Genomic DNA, 20,505 nt, shown 5'->3' on the forward strand with positions numbered 1-20,505 from the left:
CAATTTCGCGATCCGCGCAGGTGCGTTAACTTTTCATTAACTACCGGGCCAGTGCGCCCAATCCACTTTCACTAATTTCCCCCGATGAGGGGCTGGCTTCTTACCCCCTTGGCCGGCCCCTCGACCTTTTTTGGGGTCTATGCCTGCGTCAGGATTTTCCGAACAAGTGCAGGCAGTGCGGTACTGTTATCATAGCTGAGCGTGTGCGGCATGTCCGAAACCGGCGACTTTCGATATCCCTGTTCAAACAGCAAAAACGGGACCTGAGCCCGTTGCGCAGTTTCGGCATCAACCTCACTGTCGCCAACGAAGATCAGTGGGCCTGCGGCTTGAAGGGTCTTGAAACAGGCGTGCAAGTGCTCTGGATCGGGTTTGCGTATATCCAGCGTGTCTCCACCAAAGACCGTGTTGAAATAGGGTAGCAGGCCAAGTTCGCCCAGCACATGCCGGGCAGGGGCTTCGGGTTTGTTGGTGCAGACCCCAAGCGCACAGCCCATATCGCGAAGCTCATCCAGCGCCTGGATCACGCCGGGATAAACTACGGTCTGATCGCAGGCGCCTGCATTGTAGTGCTTCAGGGTAAGCTGTGTCAGGTCCTTGTGAAGCGTTGGCTCCAGCCCGCAATGCGTCATCGCGCGCTCGACCAGCTTGGGTAGTCCGTTCCCGACGAATCCCCGGATCGTATCCTGAGGCAAGGCGGGGTGCCCCTGATCGTGCAGCATTCGGTTTACCGCAGCTGCAAGGTCGGCAAGGCTGTCTATCAGGGTGCCATCCAGATCAAATACGACAACTGCTGCCATCTGCGAATCCGCCTTTGTTTGTTGATGTCCAATGCCTAGGTCGTGCTGTGCGACGGCGCAATAGAGACCCGTGGGAGCGATTGAAAAAACAGCAGCTTGACAAACCTTACTATTTTTATCAGATTAATCACACGAACAGATAGCCAGCCCAAAACAGGGTCAGCCAGATCAAGCGAAACGAAGACAGACAAGGCCAAGTGCCACAGATGCTCTGGAGATGCCCCAATGAACGCGCAAACCCCTTCCTCGACCCTTAGCTACGCTGTTTCGATGCTTCCGGCCCACAAGGCGGAAGACCTCACCAATGGCGGCAATTTGGCCCATATCGAGCTGGGCGATCAGCTTTATACGCTGCGTATCACCCGCGCAGGCAAACTGATCCTGACAAAATGAGCGCACCTTCTTCGCGTGGCGGGGCGGCTGTTGGCCGTCTGGCTGACCTGAACCCCATTGAGGCCGGAGCCGTCATGTATCTGCGGCTTTGGGGTGATGGGGTCGAAGGCCGGGCAAATGCCGCAAGCGATTTTGACATCGCGCTGGGTGCAGATCAGGGACGCGCCACGATGCTGACGCTGGACCGGCTGTGTTCACTTTGTGCACATCACGGTCGCCGTCCGCTGGTGCGTCATGGGCTGGGATGTGCATGTCTGGGCGCTGATGAGAATTGTTTTGCCCAGATGATCGGTGCCGCCTCTGAAGGGGCGCGTGAAGATGCAATGATGATGGCCTCGCTGATCGTACGGCCCGATTTCGCCCCGGCACTGGCCTCGTTGTCCGAGGAACTGGGCTTGGCGTTACGCCGGATGACCGTTTCGATCCCTTTGCCGACGACCGGGCACCACCCCCCACATTCAGTGCTCCACTGATCGACGGCGACAAAACCCCAGCAATTTCGCTGGGGTTTTGTGTTTCTTAGCAGCAGCCGCAGCCCGCATGATGATGATCGTGATCGCACATGGGGGCAGGGCTGTAGTCACCCACTTCGCCAAGAACCTCCCGCAGCGTCCAAAGAATCATGTCGACGTCCTCTGCTTCGATGGTTAGCGGTGGCCGGATTTTCAGGATATTGTCCTTGGGTCCCTCGCTACCGATCAGAATGCGATGATCGCGCATCCGATTCTTGACGTAGCTGCAAATCTCACCGCTTTCCGAACCGTCAGGATTGACCAGTTCCACCCCTAAAAACAGACCCATGCCGCGTACATCGCCAACGCAGGCAAAGTCCGCTTCGATCTTTCGGAGGCCGTCCATCAGACGAGCCCCCATCACACGGGCGTTCTCTTGAAGGCCTTCATCGTCGACGATGTCCAACACCTCTTTTCCGATCCGGCAAGACAGGGTCGATCCTCCGAAGGTCGAGAAAAACTCGATCCCGTTGTCGAAGCTTTCGGCGATCTCTTTGGTAGTGACCAGCACACCCAGCGGGTGGCCGTTGCCGATGGGCTTCCCCATTACCACTATGTCAGGCAGCGCGCCCTGATGTTCAAAGCCGAAGTAATAGTCGCCCAGGCGCCCGAGGCCGGTCTGGACTTCATCGGCAATGCAGACCCCTCCGGCGGCGCGGATTTTTTCATAGACCGCAGACAGATAGCCTTTTGGTGGAATGATCTGTCCCCCGACCGAGGGGAATGTTTCAGCGATGAACCCGGCTAGGCCTTGCCCTTTTGCCTGCAATGCCGAAATCGCCGGATCAATCAGGTCAGCAAACTTCCGGGCACGCTCGGGGTCATCACGCCGGAACGAGCCGCGATAGTCATCCGCGACCTCAACCAGTTCCACCCAATCTGCCTGCCCAATACCGCCAGGTTTGTTGAATTTGTAGGCCGAGATCGCCACCGCAGCGTTTGTGTTGCCGTGATAGCCGTGATCGGGCGTCACGATCCCTTTTGCCCCGGTATGCGCGCGCGCCAGACGCAGAGCCAATTCGTTGGCCTCAGTCCCTGAGTTGACGAAGAAACAGACCTCAAGGTGATCCGGCAGTTTCGACAATACCTTGTCGGCAAAGGCGGTTTGCGCCGGGTGCAGATAGCGTGTGTTCGAATTCATGCGCTTCAGCTGATCCGCTGCAACCGCCTGAATACGCGGATGCGCATGGCCTACATGCGGAACGTTGTTGTAGGCATCCAGATAGGGTCGCCCCCATTCATCGAACAGGTGATGCCTCCAACCACGCACCAGCATGACCGGGTCGTCGTATGTCAGGCTGAGATTTCCGCCGAAGTGTTCGCGCCTGTCCTGCAGGATCGCCTGCTTGTCGGTTGGTCGATAGAAAACCTTTTCATCAGGCAAGTTCAACAGTGCTGCGGGGTTGGGGCAGACCGCGTGCCAAAGCTCGAGCTCATCAGGATCCGCTACGCCCGGCCAGTCGGCCTGCATACCGTCGGTTGTCAGCGCCAGTTGGAAATGCACATGCGGGGCCCATCCGCCATTCTGACTGGCATCGCCCAGACGGGCAAAAGCTGCACCCTGAGCCACCGGGTCACCCGGTTTCAAACGCTCGCTCACCTCAGGGTCCAGATGGCCATAAAGCGTGTAGAATGCATCCCCTTCGGGCGTTTCGTGGTGCAGGATCACAACCCCGCCATAGTCGAGATGCGCGTCCCTGTTTTCAACCGCTTCGACCCGACCGCTGAGAGGTGCATGCAGCACTGTTCCGGCGGGTGCAAACACATCCACGGCCAGATGCACTGTGCGCCGATCCGACGCTTTCCACGGTCCCATGCGAAACCCCGGCTCAGCATAGATCAGGCGTGGCTCGCTGTAATACCCAAGCCAGGGACCATCCCCAAACTCCTCACCAACCCGCGCCGCCTCGTCCAGCGGCATTTGGAACGGGTTTTGAGGCCAGGTTGAGTTTTCCACCGACAGTGAGCCCATCGGTGCGTCGCTCAGATTCTGCCCGAACATCTGCGCGAATTGTCCGCGATGGCCGGACAGGTAGGCGTGAATGCGCTCGGCCCCGTCCACAACGGGCAAGCCACACGCTGCGCGCAATCGTGCGGGCATGAGCGCGCCATTGATTGCCCCATTTTCGATCAACCGCCACGCCGGGGCCTGGCTGATCGTGACATACGGATCATCCGGGTTCTCAATCGCCATCAGGGTCGAATTCACCACGGACACCGCCAAACGTGCTTGCAACAAAGGCCAGATCAGGTCGATCTCATCCGGGCGCAACCGATTGGCGGCGTGATAACCGCGTACCAGCGCAGCCAATGCGCGCTCGGGTTTAGGGTGGTCCAGAACGACATAGGCCCCGGCAATAGCCAGATCGCAAACACGCGGCGCCGCGCACATGTCGCCAAGATCGATCAGACCCGAGATGCTGCGTCGTTCGCCCAGATTGCCTTCGACAAGGATATTGTAATCATTGGCATCATTGTGAATCGCCTGCTTTGGCAATGCACCCAGTTGATCAGAGATCGCCTCAAAATCCGCAGCGATTTGTTGAACGCGCGCGCGTCTTGCCGGATCAGAGATGGCCTCTAGTTGGTCGACGATCCAACTCGCCCGCGTCAAATCCCATTTGAAATCGGCGCGCTGCAAACCCTCATGGGTGAACCCCTCCAGCGTCCGGTCGGTTGCGCCCAGAACACGGCCCAGTTTTAGTATCAGGTCTTCGGTCTTGGGCGCGCTGCTTGCATAGCATGCCCCCGGCAGTCGTTCCTGCAGCCAGACCTGTCGCGGTTGCCCATGTGCGTCGGCAATCTCGGGCAACATCATCCTGTTCAAATCGGGATAAACAGCAGGAAAGGGCAATCCGGGCGCTGCTGCGCTGAGATGTCCCAGCGCCTTGATCTGTAGATCGACCAATGCCGTATCGCACCCCGCGTGCATCACCTTGAGCACATAATCCTGCCCGTTGGTGGCTTCGACCAGAAAGTTGAGGTCGTACTCCCCATCCAGACGCGTCAGACGGGCGTCCAGACCCCAGTGTTCACGCAGGCGACCAGCCCAGAAAGTGTTCAAGTCGCTCATGCGCTATCTCTTGCAACTGCCACGGTGATCCTCTTCATCTGGCCAAAAATATCTTCGGGCGGAGTCGCGCCCTGGCGCGATGGGGCAGACAGCCCCCCCTTTGCTCAGTCCAGTGCTCGCAACCGTTTGAACAACGAGGACGTATCCCACCGGCCCCCGCCAAGTTTCTGCACGTCTTTGTAGAACTGGTCGACCAGCGCCGTCACTGGTAGTGAAGCCCCGGTCTCATTGGCGGTATCTAGACAGATTCCCAGATCCTTGCGCATCCAGTCGACTGCAAAGCCATGCTCAAAATGGTCATCCAGCATGGTCTCATACCGGTTCGCCATCTGCCAGCTGCCTGCCGCGCCTTGGCTAATCACCTCGACCACAGCCCGACCATCCAGCCCAGCCTTTTCGGCAAAATGTAATGCTTCGCTCAGGCCCTGCACCAGCCCTGCAATCGCGATCTGGTTGCACATTTTGGTCATTTGACCCGCGCCGCTGTCCCCAATGCGGCGGCAGATTTTGGAATAGACCTGCATCACCGGCTCAGCAGCACGATAAGCGTCCATGTCACCGCCGCACATGATCGATAGCACACCATTTTCGGCTCCCGCCTGACCGCCCGAGATCGGGGCGTCCACAAAAGCAACCCCCTGTGTCATGCCAGCCTCGTACAACTCACGCGTGACCTTGGCCGAGACGGTGGTGTGATCAACAAATACCGCACCCTTGGCCATTCCGTGAAAGGCGCCATCTTCACCTGTGCAAACCATACGCAGATCGTCGTCATTGCCAACGCAGGCCATCACGAACTCTGCCCCTTCTGCGGCTTGCCGCGGTGTCAGGGCCATCGCGCCGCCATGCTGGGCGACCCAAGCCTCGGCCTTGGATGCGGTGCGGTTGTAGACGGTGACTTCGTGGCCGGCAGCCTGAAGATGCCCGGCCATCGGGTAGCCCATGACGCCTAGGCCAAGGAACGCAACTTTTGCCATGTGATGATCCTCTCTGTTATCCGCTCCTGCCTCAAGCGGACGGCAGGTCGTGATGTTTAGAAAGGACAAAGCAAAGCTTGGACCAAAGGGCAACCCTGCGTCACAATTTGCCGCTCAGATCCATAGCGATCGCGCGCCATTCGTTTCACATCTGAACCGGCGCGGATTTCATCTTCGAAAAACGGCCGCAGCTTTGAGCTCAGCCAATTCCCTCTGTAAACGCTGGTTTTCTGATTGCAGAACAGCCAGTTGCTGACCCAGATCATTCAGATGTGGCCGAAGCTCGGCCTCGGTAAAGCGCGGCGTGATGTGGCGGGGGCAATTCCAGTCAAGCGCTTCAACTTTGATGATCGCGGCACGTTCTGCCTCGGTCTCGGAGCCTTTGGTGTAAAGATCAGCCGCTGCTGCGGCACCTTCCGAGAATGTCATCTGGCCAAGTATCTTGAGGCGGCGCTGGTTCGCGTAGTCCATTAATATCAGTGCCACGCGGTCATTCCCATCCAGGTTGCCGCGCGAGATATATTGTTTGTTACCAGACAGGTCCGCATAGCCGATGGTGTGCGGGTCCAGCACTTTCAGAAACCCTATCGGCCCACCGCGAAACTGCACATAAGGCCAGCCGGTTTCTGAGACGGTGGCCTGATAGAACCCGTCGCGGGCGCGAATGAACGCCTCTTCGATCGGTCCGATTTGGTGGCCCTGTTTTGGTCCTCGGCTCAGGAATTTCGCGTAGGTCGCTGCGGATCCCATGCGTTCTTGATGGGCGCGAACGGCGGGTGTGAAGGTCAGTTCAGAAAAGGCGCGGGGCATTATGCTGTCTCCTGGGTCTTCCAGGGCGTTTGCGCAATATGGTCGATGATGGCCTGCTCTGTCAGGCGTGGGAACACAGATGTGAACGTTTGGCCCCAAATTCGGCAACGTTGCCAAGGACGTTGCGTAGCATCTGTCCTGGACGCCACGTCACATGGATTGGAAGGAATCACACACCCGGCTAGTTTTGGGCAAACACCTGATCTGGAGAGCTATTTGATGTCGCTTTTTACCAGCACCGCCGCCTGGGTTACTGACGAACACCGAATGTTTGCTGAAATGGCGGGCCGGTTCATGGATGATGCCTTGGTACCCAATACCGAGAAATGGGCCGAGAACGGGGCGGTTGATCGTACCTTTTGGTTGCAGGCGGGAGAGACGGGTCTGATGGCCGGTTCGATTGCTGAGGAATATGGTGGCGTCGGCGGCGGGATGGGTTTCGATTCCGTTACTTTGTATGAGCAGACTGCGCGCGGGGACGCAGGATGGGGATATGGCATCCAGTCTATCGTGACCCACTACATCACCGCTTATGGCAGTGAGGATCAGAAACAGAAGTGGCTGCCGAAACTGGCCTCGGGTGAGATGATCGGCGCGCTGGCCATGACCGAGCCGGGCACGGGATCGGATGTGCAAGCCGTGAAGACGACCGCTGAGAAGGATGGCAATTCTTATCGGCTCAACGGGTCCAAGATATTTATCACCAACGGGCAATCGGCTGATCTGGTTATCGTGGCTGCCAAAACTGACAAGTCGTTAGGGGCGAAGGGTGTCTCTCTGATTGTGGTCGAAACCGACGGGGCTGATGGATTCCGGAGGGGGCGGAACCTCAAGAAACTGGGAATGAAGGGCAACGACACAGCCGAGTTGTTCTTTGAGGATGTCAAAGTTCCAATGACCAACCTACTGGGTCCGGAAGAGGGGCAGGGGTTTTATCAACTGATGAAACAGTTGCCGTGGGAGCGGCTGACCATCGGGATCATGGCGCTGGGCGCGATCGATTTCGCCATATCGCAGACGGTGGACTACGTGCAGGAGCGCAAGGCGTTCGGACAACGGGTGATGGATTTCCAGAACACACGTTTCAAGTTGGCCGAGTGTAAGACCAAGGCCGAGGTGCTGCGCAGTTTCGTCAATGACTGCATTGGAAAACTGGAGGCCGGTGAATTGGATGCTGCGACGGCCTCGATGGTGAAATACTGGGGCTCTGAGGTGCAGAACGAAGTGATGCACGAATGCCTGCAACTGTTCGGCGGCTATGGGTTCATGATGGAATACCCAATCGCGCGGCTCTATGCGGATGCGCGGGTCCAAATGATCTATGGCGGGACGAATGAAGTCATGAAAGAGCTCATCGCCCGTTCGCTGGACGTCTGAACCAAAACACTCCCGCCCGTCGTCCACATTCCTTACGGAACGTCTCCTCCCGTTGGGCCAGGCAGGCGCGGACGCAGCCCGCGCCTGCCTGGCCCCCTGCCGTCCGCAGGACGCAAGGCCGAAGGCCGCGCAGGGTTTGGCTGTTGCTGGCGTTGATGCCTGACACGTCGCCTGCCATTGTGATCACGGAGTAGTCAGACCTGAAGGGAACCCGGTATGGAGAAGTCCAACAAAGATCGCATATCTGCCTTGCTCAAAAGCATCGAAACGGGCGATCCGGGTCCGGTTTCGGTGGTAAATGAAGCACGATACATCCAGCACAATCCTCAAACCCATGAAGGCAGCGAAGGGCTTGCATCCCTATTCAAACGGCTGTCCCAGACCTCACCGCGCGTGAATATCGTACGCGCCTTTGAAGACGGCGATTTTGTATTTGCGCATACGGAATATGATTTCTCGCGTCGTAATATCGGCTTCGAAGTGTTCCGGTTCGAAGACGGGCAAGCGGTAGAGCATTGGGACAATATCCAGAAACGGATGGGGCCAAACGGCTCGGATCACAGTATGGTGGATGGTCCGACCGAAGTTCGGGATGTCGAGCAAACCGAGGAAAACCGGGCCTTTGTTCGCGCCTTCGTCGAAACCGCGTTGATTGCCGGGGATCTCGACCAGATAGAGGCCTGTATCAACACTTCCGCTTACGTAGAACACAGCCCGCAGCTCTCGGATGACTTGACTGCCTTGAGGACCGCATTGGCCGATAGGAACGCCCTAAACTATCAGCATCTGCATCGGGTATTGGCGGAAGGGGATTTTGTACTGACCGTGTGCGAAGGTGAATATCAGGGCACTCACAGCGCATTTTATGATCTGTACCGCGTTGCAGATAGCAAGATCGTCGAACACTGGGACACGGTTGAGTCCATTGCACCACGCAGCGAATGGAAAAATGACAACGGCAAGTTCTAAGGCCGCGTTAGGCGTGGGCGTCTGCCCCAATCTGTTCACTGATCCAGGCTTGGAAAGACCGTAGAGGCTCGGGCATCGAGCGGTCATTCGGCCAGACCAGATAATAGCTGCCAAGGCTCACGCGCGGCCCGTCCCATGCCTGGACAAGCCGCCCGGTGCGCAAATCATCCTGCAGCAGATATGACGGTAACAGAGCCACGCCCAACCCATGAATCGTGGCCTGAATCATGGTCGAAAACTGATCGAACATCATTCCCCGTAGGCCGGTGACGGGCTGGCCCTGTATCTCAAACCAGCGCTCCCAGGCATCCGGACGCGACTCCAGATGCAGCAGTGGCGCGGCGCGGAGAGCACCCAAGCTATTGAAATTGACAGCGGTAAGGGCAGGGGCGCAGACGGGCAGGACTTCTTCCCGCATGATCGGTAAATACTGAACGCCCGCCCAGTCTTGCTGACCGAAATGGATCGCGGCATCAAATGGTTCAGACATGAAATCAAACGGTTTGAGGCGGGTACCCAGATTGACGGTGACCTCAGGGTGCCGTTGCGCAAAATCCTGAAGGCGGGGTGCCAGCCAATGCATGCCGAACGCGGGAAGGATCGATAGATCAAGTGACCCACCCGCCGGGTTGGCTTTGAGTTTCAGTGCGGCCTGCGCCAGATCCTGAACAGCAGACCTTGCGGTTTGCACATAGTCTTTGGCTGCTGGCGTCAAGTGCAATCGCATCTGGCTGCGCTCAATCAATTGCACGCCCAGCTGATCCTCCATCGTCTTCAATTGCCGGCTGATCGCGCTTTGTGTCAAGGACAGCTCAGCCGCAGCAGCAGATGCGCTGCCCAGCCGATCTACGGCTTCAAGCGCAAGCAAGGACGAGATTGAAGGCAAGAAACGGCGGGGTGCAATCATATGACAATTCCTCATACCTATTGAACGCAATAGCACTGGTTTTTTCCTACCGCCAGAGCGATGAGTGGTGCGCCACATCACTTTTGTGGTCGAGCGGGTGCCGTACCATCCGCGATCTTGAAATTCACGTCGGAGCGCGGGACAAATCAGCAAGCGGGTCGGGCCCGCGCAGAGGTTCCCCAAGGCCGATGACACCAACAAGACAAAAGCGAGAGACATGGACCGCGCCCAGATCGTACATGAGAATTTCCTAACCCGTGTCGCAAATCGTGATTTTCCCGACGGAGCCCCACCGCGCGTCGGTCTGGGCGATGCTGAAGCCGTTTCGCTATTCCGGTCGCAAGTTCTCAGCCGCGCGTTGGATCGGACCAGCCGGGTGATGCAGAAGGCGGGGCAGGGGTTCTACACCATCGGCTCATCTGGCCACGAAGGGATGGCCGCCGTCGCGCACGCATTGCGCCCAAGCGATATTGCCTTTCTGCATTACCGGGATGCTGCGTTTCAGATCGCGCGTGCCGAACAGGTGCCGGGCCAGCAGATCGCGTGGGATATGCTGCTCAGCTTTGCGTGCTCGAAAGAGGACCCAACCTCGGGCGGGCGGCACAAGGTGTTGGGATCAAGGGCGCTGATGATCCCGCCGCAGACCTCGACCATCGCCAGCCATTTGCCCAAAGCCGTTGGTGCGGCTTATGCGCTGGGGGCAGCCCGGCGACATGCGCCCGAACATCGCGTGTTGCCGGAAGACGGGATTGCGATGTGTTCATTTGGGGATGCCTCGGCCAATCACTCAACCGCGCAGGGGGCGATCAACACGGCAGGCTGGACCAGTGTGCAATCGACGCCGCTGCCGCTGCTGTTCGTGTGTGAAGACAACGGGATCGGGATTTCGGTCAAAACGCCCAAGGGCTGGATTCAGGCGTCGATGGAGCATCGTCCGGGGATCAAGTATTTTCAGGCCAATGGGTTGGACATTTATGAAACCCATGCGGTCGCGAAAGAGGCTGCAGATTATGTCCGCAAGCGCAGGAAACCGGCCTTCCTGCATCTCAGAACCGTGCGGCTTTATGGCCATGCCGGGGCGGATGTGCCCACGACCTATCTGCCGAAAACTGAGGTTGAGGCGGATGAGGCCAATGATCCGCTTTTGCACACCGTACGACTGCTGGATCAGGCGGGTGCATTGTCGCCGGATCAGGCGTTAAAAATCTACAGCGATACCTGCACCCGAACGGATCGTGTAGCTACAGAGGCTGCCAGCCGTCCCCATCTTGCCAATGCGACCGAAGTGATGGCAAGCCTGATCCCGCCTAAGCGCCCTTGTAAAGCGACCAACGGCCCGAGCGCTGAGGCGCGTGCGAAGACCTTTGGCGCAGATATGCGCGCGATGGATGAGCCGCAGCCGCTCAGCCGCCTGATCAACTGGGCGCTGACCGATCTGATGTTGGAACATGCCGAGATCGTTTGCATGGGCGAAGATGTGGGCCGCAAAGGTGGCGTCTATGGCGTCACACAAAAGCTGCAGCAACGCTTTGGTCCGGACCGCGTGATTGATACGCTGCTGGATGAACAGTCCATTCTGGGTCTCGCGATCGGTATGGGCCATAACGGATTCATCCCGATCCCTGAGATCCAGTTTCTAGCCTATCTGCACAATGCCGAGGATCAGATCAGGGGGGAGGCGGCAACCCTGCCGTTCTTCTCGAACGGGCAGTTCACCAACCCTATGGTGCTGCGAATTGCGGGGCTGGGATATCAGAAGGGCTTTGGCGGGCATTTCCATAACGACAATTCACTAGCTGTTTTGCGGGATATCCCCGGAGTAATTATCGCCTGCCCGTCGACCGGGGCCGATGCAGCACTGATGCTGCGCGAATGCGTGCGGTTGGCGCGCGAAGAGCAGCGGGTCGTGGTGTTTCTTGAACCGATCGCACTCTACCCGATGCGCGATCTGCATGCGGCGCAGGATGGCGGGTGGATGACCACCTATCCTGCGCGGGATCAGAAAATTGCGCTGGGCGAGGTGGGAGTACACGGGGACGGCACCGATCTCGCCATCGTGACCTATGGCAACGGGCATTACCTGTCGCAACAGGCCCTGCCCGAAATTGAGGCGGCGGGTCTAAAAACCCGGATTATCGATATGCGTTGGCTAGCTCCTCTGCCAGAGGAGGCCTTGCGTGAAGCCACCAAAACATGCGCGCATGTTCTGATCGTCGACGAATGCCGCAAGACCGGCAGTCAGTCCGAAGCGCTGATGACTTTCTTCGCCGAAGAAAGTCCCTCCACCCCAACCGCCCGCGTTGTGGCCGAGGATTGCTTTATCGCAACCGGCCCGGCCTATGCCGCGCCTCTTCCTTCGAAAGACGGTATCGTTGCCGCAGCGCTGGCTTTGACAGGAGCAGCCTCATGACCCGCACCGCCGTTGTGATCTGCCCGGGCCGGGGCACTTATAACAAGCCTGAGCTGGGCTATCTGCACCAACATCATTCGGATCGTATGGACTTGTTCCGCAGCTTCGACGCCATTCGCGCCGGAACCGGACAGGATGCGATTACTGCCTTGGATGGGGCTGATCGCTTTAGCGTCGGGAAGTACTCGCGCGGCGATGTGGCCTCACCCCTGATCTATGCTGCCGCGTTGGCCGATGCGCAGGCATTGGCCAACGATATTGAAGTCGTCGCCGTCACTGGTAACTCGATGGGCTGGTATATTGCGCTGGCCACCGCAGGGGCATTGACCCCTGGGAACGGGTTTCGCGTGGTCAATACGATGGGCACGCTGATGCAGAAGCACCTGATCGGCGGTCAACTGGTTTACCCATTCGTCGATGAGACATGGGCGAATGATCCTGCCCGCAAAGCCGCATTGCTGGATGAGGTGGCGAGGATCAATGCGTTGCACGATCACACTCTGGCGCTTTCCATCGATCTGGGCGGGATGCTGGTATTGGCAGGCAATGAGGCGGGTCTGACGGCGTTTGAGGCGGCACACCCCACCGTGCAGGATCGGTTCCCATTGCGGCTGGCCAATCACGCCGCCTTTCATACGGCGCTGCAGGCCCCGGTGGCGGCGGAAGGTCGGGCGCAATTGAGTTCTGATCTTTTTGCTCAGCCCAAGTTCCCGATGATTGACGGGCGTGGCAAAATCTGGTGGCCCGGCGCAACTGACACGAGTGAGTTGTGGGACTACACGCTGGGCCATCAGGTGAGCGAGACCTATGACTTCACCCATGCGATCCAGACGGCCGCACGCGAGTTCGCGCCCGATCTGTTCATCGTCACCGGCCCCGGTGCAACGCTGAGCGGCGCGGTGGCGCAGTCACTAACACTGGGGCGCTGGCGGGGCATGACCGACAAGGCGTCATTCCAGTCGCATCAGGAGGCGGATCCATTCCTCATCGCCATGGGGCGGGCTGACCAGCGCGCCCTTGCAACCAACTGAGACCAGCCTGATGATCGGCGAAACTTTGGCGAGGCCCGGGCATGCGCGACTATGATCAATCGTTATGGCGGCAGACCTGTCGCGAGCGTATCGACACGCAAAAGCTGTCTGATGACGTAAGCGTTGATCTTGCCGTGATCGGCGGTGGTTACACCGGGTGTTCTGCGGCCTTGACCGCAGCAAAAGCGGGGGCTTCGGTGTGCCTGCTCGAAGCGTATCAGATCGGCCATGGTGGATCGGGGCGGAATGTCGGTCTCGTCAACGCAGGGCTTTGGCTGCCACCCGATCAAATTCGGTCGCATCTGGGGCAAATGGCGGGGGATCGGTTGATCGATCTGCTGGCTAACGCGCCGTCAGACGTGTTCGAGTTGATTGAAGCGCACGGGATTGACTGCGAGCCTGAGCGGCAAGGCACGTTGCATTGTGCTCATTCGGCCTCGGGCTTTGGTGATCTGCGTACACGCCACGCACAGCTGAGCGCTTCTGGTGCGCCCGTCGAATTGCTCGATCCTGACGCGTCGCGCCAGCGGACGGGCAGCCCGGCAGTCCACGGCGCATTGTTTGACCCCCGCGCGGGTACAATTCAGCCGCTGGGCTATGCGGTGGGACTGGCCCGCGCCGCACAGAATGCGGGGGCGCAGATATATACGCAAAGCCCGATTCGATCTTTGCGGCAGGAAGGCGGGGTTTGGGTGCTGCAGGGGGATGGTGGAACCGTACGCGCCAGATCGGTCATTCAGGCGACCAACGCTTATCATCAGGGCATCGCCGATACGGCACCAGACTATGTGCCGGTCTACTACTTCCAATACGCCACCGCGCCGCTGTCCCATAACCTGCGGGCCAGCATATTGCCGAAGGCAGAAGGATGCTGGGATACCGGCCTCATCATGACATCCTTCCGTTTGGATCAGACGGGGCGGTTCGTCATTGGCGGCATGGGGGATCTAAGCAGCGCCGGAGGATTTGCCCACAAATCCTGGATCAGGCGCAAACTGGCGGCGCTGTATCCGCAACTGGCGGATCAGCCGTTGATTGAGGGCTGGCATGGGCGGATTGCCATGACTTCGGATCACATTCCCAAAATCACTCAGATCGGGCCAAATGCGTTAGCCGCGCATGGGTTTTCTGGTCGCGGGATCGGGCCGGGCACCGTGTTCGGGCGCTTGATGGCAGAGAGCCTGCTGAAGGACGATCCGTCTTTGCTGCCGGTTCCGTCAGTGGCTGAGTATAGCGAAAACTGGACTGGCCTGCGCCGCGCCTTCTTCGAAACCGGCGCGGCGCTGACGCATTTTGTTAAGGCGCGGTTCTGAATTCAGACAGACCGGGTGATGCCGCCATCGACGCGGATGTTCTGCCCGGTTATGTAGCCTCCGCCTTCGGAGGCGAGCATAGCCACGACCGAGGCGATCTCATCATAGCTGCGCCCGTAGCGACCCATCGGGATACGTGCGCGGAACTCTTCCTTTTCCGGAAGGCTGTCGATGAAGCCCGGCAGGACGTTGTTCATGCGGATGTTGTTGGCGGCGTATTTGTCCGAGAACAGCTTGGTGAAGGCCGCCAACCCGGCGCGGAATACGCCCGAGGTTGGAAAAACCGGGTCCGGTTCAAACGCAGCAAAGGTTGAGATGTTGATAATCGATCCACCGCCCTGCGCTTGCATGATAGGGGTCACCAACCGCGTAGGTCTTACGGCATTCATGAAATAGACATCCATGCCGGTGTGCCAGTCCTCATCGGTCAGCTCAAGCACCGCTGCGCGGGGTCCGTGCCCGGCTGAGTTCACCAGTACATCGATCCGCCCCCAATGGGACATTGCTGCATCAACCAGTTCTTGCAGGTCATCATTTGACTGGTTCGAGCCGGTGATGCCCACACCACCCAATTCATGTGCCAGCGCCTCGCCCTTGCCCGACGAGGACAGGATGCCGATTTTGAAGCCATCAGCCGCCAGTCTGCGCGCGGAATCCGCGCCCATGCCGCTGCCGCCTGCGGTGATCAAAGCTACTTTTTCCATCTTCACGCTCCTATGCATTGTTTCGCGAGAAGATGGCGCAGCAACCTCGATTTGACCAATCAGTTCTGTTGCGCAGCGACAGTAGAAAATCTACAGTTTAGCTATGCCCGCTCTTCCACCTCTCAACGCGATGCGCGCCTTCGAGGCCTCGGCACGCCATCTGAATTTTCGTCTTGCTGCGGAAGAAATCGGCGTAACCCAAGGGGCCGTTGCGCAACAGGTGCGCGGCTTGGAAGCGCGGCTAGGGACGGCGCTGTTCGAACGCCTTCCGCGTGGGTTGCGCCTGACCGAAGCGGGGCGTCGGTTCCACGCGCCACTGCGCCGGGCATTTCGGCTGATCGAAGAGGCTGTAAATGATCTGACCGACCAAAAGCAGATCACGATCTCGGTCACGCCCAGCTTTGCCTCAAAATGGCTGGTTCCGCGTCTGAACGATTTTGTGACCCGCTACCCCGATATCTCAGTGCAGGTTGACGCGCGCGAGCGGTTGGCGGATTTCCAGTCTGATGGAATCGATATTGCAGTACGCCAGAGCCGTTCACAGGTTGCTCGAGATCTGCAAGCAACACCTTTGTTCTCCACCGAATTCGTTGTCGTGGGCAGTCCGGACCTCGCATCGCAAATTTCAGGTCCAGACGACCTGATGCAACACGTTTTGCTCAGTGATTCCCATGGGCTGTGGCCGTTGTTTCTTGAACGCGCCGGGGTCGAGGGGAAGCCACGGATGATGAGTTTCAGCCAGACAAGTCTGGCGATAGACGCCGCTGTCTCGGGGCAAGGCTTTGCACTTGCCAATGCGCCACTTGTGTCTGCGGAACTGACTTCGGGTCGGTTGGTGCAGCCGCTCTCTGAGGTGCTGGTTGACGATTTGAGCTTTTTCATCGTCACCCCGCAGAAACCACGTCAGCCAGAGTTGGTGAAACAGATGCGTGAATGGCTGCTGTCTCAGGTCTGAAGCGTGGCTGCAATCGCGTCTATTCGTTCCCGTAACCAACGATGTGCTGGGTCGTTGGCCGAGCGTTGATGCCAGACCATATAGATCGACACCGGTTCGCATTTGAACGGCAAAGGCGCGCTGTCCAGCGTGGCAAGCGGCCCGTGCTTCATCAACGCCGTGTCGGTCGAGATCAGGTCGCTGCCTTTCACGAAAGGTGGGATCGCGTTGAAATGCGGCAGGGTTACGACGGGCGGTCTGATCTGGCTTTGATCCACGCCACGCATCACGGCACGGGCGTTGCGCCCGTCGGCAAATCGCACCTCGACATGATCGCTGTTGCAATAGGAGCGCCAATCCTCAGGCGGATCACGGTGAGCGGCATCATAGAATACCAAAAAGGGGCTGGTGATCAGCCGCTTCTGAAAGATATCCGGCCCGTCCGGTGGCAGCGGGGTGAGCATCAATTGACACCGGTCGCTGCGCAGCAAGTCCGGGTCGGGAACACCCGACGGGATGAACTCCAGCCGCAACCTGACGCCTTCGGCGCGTGTCGCCCGCAGAAGTTCGGGAAAGATCAACTCACGCGGCATGTCGTTGGTGGCGACCTGAATGTCCATCTGTTCGGACAGCGGATCAAACGGGCGACCTTCGGTCAGGGCGCGCATGTTGTCCAGCACCTGTTGCACCGGCTCTTTCAACGACAAAGCGCGTTCGGTCGGGGTCAGCCCCTGTCCGCATCGGACAAATAGTGGATCGCCCAGCACTTGCCGCAACTTGCCCAGCGTATGGCTGATGGCCGATTGCGTCACCCCTAACCGGTCGGCAGCTTTCGACACCGAGCTTTCTTCGAGTATCGTCAGGAACACCCGTAGGACCTTGCCTTCCAGATCTGTGAAATCAATTCTGCTCATACAATTTATGATTATTCATGAATGGATTTGGTGTCCATGCCGGGGTAGGGGAAAGGGCAGCTAACTGGAGGCGCGCGATGGGGATCCGCTTTTTCTCGGACAAGAACAGACCTGTTCACATGGGTCCGTTCCCGCTGGAACGGCTGGCGCGGCTGGATCGGATGCCTGATCTGGCGCAGGTCGAACCGATGTGTGCGCTTAGCTTTCGCAAGCCCGAGCAGCCCGAAAGCATCGTGAATGCGATGGGTGAGTTTCAGGCGATGATGGACGCAATCCGGGATGGATTTGTGAACCCCGTCGCTTCAGAAATCCCTGCCAACCCAGCAGATCGTGCCAACCATCTGAAAGCGTTTGGCTATTTCAACGATGCGTCGATGATGGGCTGCGGGCCGCTACCCGCGGAGGCGATGTTGTCTGAGCCTCGGCGCAACCCGGATATCGACCGGCTGGCACATGCGCTTAGGACGCGGCAAACCAAAACGCTGGCCTCGGGAATCGATGTGATCATGGCGGATCTAAAAGAAAGCATGGAGGCCGCGCCACACCCGATGGACCGCCATCGCCATACGCTCGTGTTTCTGTATGAGTTCAACCGCGATCCGGACCCCTCGGAGCCCGGGTCCGATTGGATCATGGATGCGCAGGATCACCGCGCCTGTTTGCTTGCCACCGAGAATGCTGTGGTCATTGCCAACTACATCCGCCTCCTGGGTTTCGATGCGCGGGCGCATACGGCGATGTCCTCTGAGGTTGATCTGGGCAAGCTGGCAGTTGCTTCGGGTCTGGCCTCGGTTGAGGATGGTGCGGTTGTGGTGCCTTGGTTGGGTAAGCGGTTCGGATTGGCCGCTGTGACCACCGAAATGGAGATCGCGCATGACCGACCCTTGCGACCGCTGGCCGAACAACCGTGGTTCCGCACGCAAGGACCTGCATGGTGGCTGGGTGCAGGCTTCGCCAAGAACGCTCTGAACCGGGATGCCTTTGCCAAGCGGCGCTATGTGGACGGGGCACATCCTTTTGAAAACCTCAAACGAGTCGAAACACCGACCACCTATATCGACGAGCAAAACGTAGCCCGGGTGCCCAAACGCGCAGACATGTTTGCGCGGGCTCAGTTCGGCGACATGGGTAAGTCGCTGCAGGACGCGACCAAGGGCGGGCATTACGTGCGCAAATCCGCCCCCAGCTTCGCCCAACGCCGCGCGCTGGGCGCATTTGTTTTGCTGCAGGACGGTGACAGCGCCGAGGCTGTACAGCCCACAGATACCGAAAGAAATGCCGCGAATATCAAGGCTGCAACCTATTTCCTTGGGGTCGATGCGGTCGGGCTCAGCCGGTGCCCCGAGTGGAGCTGGTATTCCCATGACGCCACCGGAGAAGAAATCGTTCCGCCCCATGATCAGGCGATCAGCATGATCATCGACCAGGGCTATGAGACGATGGAAGGCGCCAGCGGGGATGACTGGATCAGCGTGGCCCAATCCATGCGCGCCTATCTGCGGTTTTCACTGCTGGGGGGCGTGATCGCGCAGCAAATCCGAAATCTCGGCTACAAGGCCAAGGCGCATACGGTGATGGATGGCGAGGTGCTGCAACCACCGCTGCTGCTGTTGTCGGGGTTGGGCGAGGTCAGTCGGATCGGTGAGGTGATCCTGAACCCCTATCTTGGCCCGCGCCTGAAATCCGGTGTCGTGACAACCGACATGCCGATGACGCATGACAAACCCATCGATTTCGGCCTTCAGACGTTTTGCGAAAGCTGCAACAAATGCGCTCGGGAATGCCCTTCGGGCGCGATCACTGCCGGGCCAAAGCTGATGTTCAACGGCTATGAAATCTGGAAATCCGACAGCCAGAAATGCGCCACTTACCGTATCACCACGCCCGGGGGGGCGATGTGCGGACGATGCATGAAGACCTGCCCGTGGAATCTCGAAGGTATATTCAAGGAACGCCCGTTCCGATGGGCCGCGATGAATATTCCGCAGGCCGCGCCTGCATTGGCCAAACTGGATGATGCGGTCGGCAATGGTGGTCTAAATAACATCAAGAAATGGTGGTGGGATATCGAGCTGGAACCTGACGGGGCCTATCGCCCGTCGCAGCACCCATTGAACCGGCGGGACCTACAAAAAGACCTCGATTTGAAGTACGAGGATCAGACGCTTGCTGTCTACCCCGCTCCGCTCGCTCCGCACCCATGGCCCTATCCCTTCAACATGGACCGGGAAGCCGGAATTGCCGCCTATGAGGCGATGGTCACAGCTGAAGACTACAAAGCGCGCAAAGCGGCAGGCGATATGTCTGTGATCCACCGTTATCAGGTCGCAGGGGACGCGCCAGTGATGCGGGTGGAACTAACCAAGGTCGACAAGATGACCTCGGATGTCACCAAGTACGAGTTCTCAACCCTCGACGGTGCGCCCTTACCGAAATGGACTGCGGGCGCGCATCTGGACGTGCTGGTTTCGCCCGAATTCCTGCGGCAGTACTCGATGTCGGGCGATCCCTCCGACCGCAACACTTATCAGATCGGCGTGCTGCGCGAGGATGAGGGGCGCGGCGGCTCGGCCTTGCTGCATCGCATCTTCAACGAAGGGCGCAAGGTCTTCATCTCAAAGCCGATAAACCATTTTGAGCTGGACGAGACTGCAACCAAAACCTTCCTGATGGGCGGTGGTATTGGCATCACGCCGATGATTGCTTTTGCCCACCGACTACATGCGATGGGCAAACCGTTCGAGTTACACTATTCCGCAAGTACACGAGCAGGTGCCGGATATCTGGACGATCTGGCGGCTATGCCATGGGCCGATCACGTGCACTATCATTTCTCGGACGAGGGCACGCGGGCCGATCTGGAGGCTGTTCTGGAAGGATATCAGGACGGATGGCACGTTTATACCTGCGGCCCCGACCGCTATATGGACAGCGTCATTCACGCAGCCGAACGGCAGGGGTTTCCGGAAGGTGCACGGCATCTCGAATATTTCTCGGTGCCGGAACAGCCCGAATATGAGAACCATCCGTTCACTCTGAAATTGGCGAAATCGGGTCGGGAGTTGACTGTACCCGCTGACAAAGATGCGGCGCAGGTACTTAATGAGGCGGGCTTTCACGTGGATGTGAAATGCGCTGATGGGATCTGCGGGGTCTGCAAATGTGACGTGATTTCAGGTGATATCGAACACCGCGATTTCGTTTTGTCCAAAAAACAACGCGAAGGTGCGATCATACTGTGCCAAAGCCGGGCGGCCCGGGCAGACGGGGTGATCGAGATCGATCTGTGATTGCTCTCGATAAAACGACATTTTGAATCCCAAAAATTGGTCGTTCCAGCCATGGACGCCGCCGACTTGCTGCACTAACGTCCCCGGCGAA

Annotated in this window: 16 protein-coding genes; 9 read left to right on the plus strand and 7 right to left on the minus strand. The window is 58.5% G+C overall.

The features are described 5' to 3' along the window. Positions 1–137: 137 nt before the first annotated feature. On the minus strand, positions 138–800 hold the full coding sequence (gph, locus tag ACRZ9U_RS19140; protein WP_170408196.1) for a phosphoglycolate phosphatase: 663 nt from the start codon (positions 798–800) through the stop codon (positions 138–140). A gap of 225 nt (positions 801–1,025) precedes the next feature. On the opposite strand from gph, the gene hemP reads away from it, so the two are divergent. Continuing rightward, positions 1,026–1,193: a hemin uptake protein HemP gene (gene hemP, locus ACRZ9U_RS19145; protein ID WP_170408197.1), complete on the plus strand. Its 168-nt coding sequence runs from the start codon at positions 1,026–1,028 to the stop codon at positions 1,191–1,193. Further along, positions 1,190–1,666: a hypothetical protein gene (locus ACRZ9U_RS19150; RefSeq protein ID WP_170408198.1), complete on the plus strand. Its 477-nt coding sequence runs from the start codon at positions 1,190–1,192 to the stop codon at positions 1,664–1,666. The genes hemP and ACRZ9U_RS19150 overlap by 4 nt, the downstream gene beginning before the upstream one ends. Positions 1,667–1,712: 46 nt before the next feature. Here the strand turns inward: ACRZ9U_RS19150 and ACRZ9U_RS19155 are convergent, their stop codons facing one another. The 3 genes from ACRZ9U_RS19155 to ACRZ9U_RS19165 form a co-directional block, all read right to left on the minus strand. After that, a complete protein-coding gene (locus ACRZ9U_RS19155) occupies positions 1,713–4,778 on the minus strand; it encodes an aminotransferase class III-fold pyridoxal phosphate-dependent enzyme (RefSeq protein WP_170408199.1) in 3,066 nt (1,021 codons plus the stop codon). A gap of 104 nt (positions 4,779–4,882) precedes the next feature. Continuing rightward, positions 4,883–5,809, minus strand: coding sequence for an NAD(P)-dependent oxidoreductase (locus ACRZ9U_RS19160; RefSeq protein ID WP_255612153.1), 927 nt, complete (start codon positions 5,807–5,809; stop codon positions 4,883–4,885). A gap of 114 nt (positions 5,810–5,923) precedes the next feature. Then, positions 5,924–6,565, minus strand: coding sequence for a pyridoxamine 5'-phosphate oxidase family protein (locus ACRZ9U_RS19165; protein WP_170408200.1), 642 nt, complete (start codon positions 6,563–6,565; stop codon positions 5,924–5,926). A 219-nt stretch (positions 6,566–6,784) separates the two neighbouring features. Between ACRZ9U_RS19165 and ACRZ9U_RS19170 the strand changes: the two genes are divergently transcribed. Both ACRZ9U_RS19170 and ACRZ9U_RS19175 read left to right on the plus strand, forming a co-directional pair. Further along, positions 6,785–7,942: an acyl-CoA dehydrogenase family protein gene (locus ACRZ9U_RS19170; RefSeq protein WP_170398374.1), complete on the plus strand. Its 1,158-nt coding sequence runs from the start codon at positions 6,785–6,787 to the stop codon at positions 7,940–7,942. A 216-nt stretch (positions 7,943–8,158) separates the two neighbouring features. Beyond that, entirely contained in the window at positions 8,159–8,911 is a 753-nt protein-coding gene (locus tag ACRZ9U_RS19175; RefSeq protein WP_170408201.1) for a nuclear transport factor 2 family protein, read from the plus strand. A 7-nt stretch (positions 8,912–8,918) separates the two neighbouring features. Here ACRZ9U_RS19175 and ACRZ9U_RS19180 read toward each other — a convergent pair whose 3' ends face one another. Then, positions 8,919–9,818 carry a LysR substrate-binding domain-containing protein gene (locus tag ACRZ9U_RS19180; protein WP_170408202.1) on the minus strand — a complete coding sequence of 300 codons (900 nt, stop codon included), beginning with the start codon at positions 9,816–9,818 and terminating at the stop codon, positions 8,919–8,921. A gap of 217 nt (positions 9,819–10,035) precedes the next feature. Here ACRZ9U_RS19180 and ACRZ9U_RS19185 point away from each other — a divergent pair, with 217 nt between their 5' ends. The 3 genes from ACRZ9U_RS19185 to ACRZ9U_RS19195 are packed head-to-tail and all read left to right on the plus strand — an operon-like array spanning position 10,036 to position 14,572. After that, the gene (locus ACRZ9U_RS19185; protein WP_170408203.1) at positions 10,036–12,228 is read left to right on the plus strand and encodes a thiamine pyrophosphate-dependent enzyme; all 2,193 of its coding nucleotides are present in this window, start codon (positions 10,036–10,038) and stop codon (positions 12,226–12,228) included. Then, positions 12,225–13,259, plus strand: coding sequence for an ACP S-malonyltransferase (locus ACRZ9U_RS19190; RefSeq protein ID WP_170408204.1), 1,035 nt, complete (start codon positions 12,225–12,227; stop codon positions 13,257–13,259). Before ACRZ9U_RS19185 ends, ACRZ9U_RS19190 begins: the two co-directional genes overlap by 4 nt. A 41-nt stretch (positions 13,260–13,300) precedes the next feature. Further along, positions 13,301–14,572: an NAD(P)/FAD-dependent oxidoreductase gene (locus tag ACRZ9U_RS19195; RefSeq protein ID WP_170408205.1), complete on the plus strand. Its 1,272-nt coding sequence runs from the start codon at positions 13,301–13,303 to the stop codon at positions 14,570–14,572. 2 nt (positions 14,573–14,574) lie between these two features. Here ACRZ9U_RS19195 and ACRZ9U_RS19200 read toward each other — a convergent pair whose 3' ends face one another. Beyond that, entirely contained in the window at positions 14,575–15,276 is a 702-nt protein-coding gene (locus tag ACRZ9U_RS19200; protein ID WP_480772143.1) for an SDR family oxidoreductase, read from the minus strand. A 103-nt stretch (positions 15,277–15,379) separates the two neighbouring features. Here ACRZ9U_RS19200 and ACRZ9U_RS19205 point away from each other — a divergent pair, with 103 nt between their 5' ends. Beyond that, positions 15,380–16,231 (plus strand): LysR substrate-binding domain-containing protein, encoded by an 852-nt coding sequence (locus tag ACRZ9U_RS19205; RefSeq protein ID WP_170408207.1) that lies wholly within the window; start codon positions 15,380–15,382, stop codon positions 16,229–16,231. Here the strand turns inward: ACRZ9U_RS19205 and ACRZ9U_RS19210 are convergent. Further along, positions 16,222–17,124, minus strand: coding sequence for a LysR family transcriptional regulator (locus ACRZ9U_RS19210; RefSeq protein WP_170408208.1), 903 nt, complete (start codon positions 17,122–17,124; stop codon positions 16,222–16,224). The genes ACRZ9U_RS19205 and ACRZ9U_RS19210 overlap by 10 nt on opposite strands. A 77-nt stretch (positions 17,125–17,201) precedes the next feature. Between ACRZ9U_RS19210 and ACRZ9U_RS19215 the strand changes: the two genes are divergently transcribed. Continuing rightward, positions 17,202–20,414, plus strand: coding sequence for a reductive dehalogenase (locus ACRZ9U_RS19215; protein WP_480902711.1), 3,213 nt, complete (start codon positions 17,202–17,204; stop codon positions 20,412–20,414). Positions 20,415–20,505: the final 91 nt, after the last annotated feature.

This window comes from Ruegeria sp. D7 (assembly GCF_056534355.1).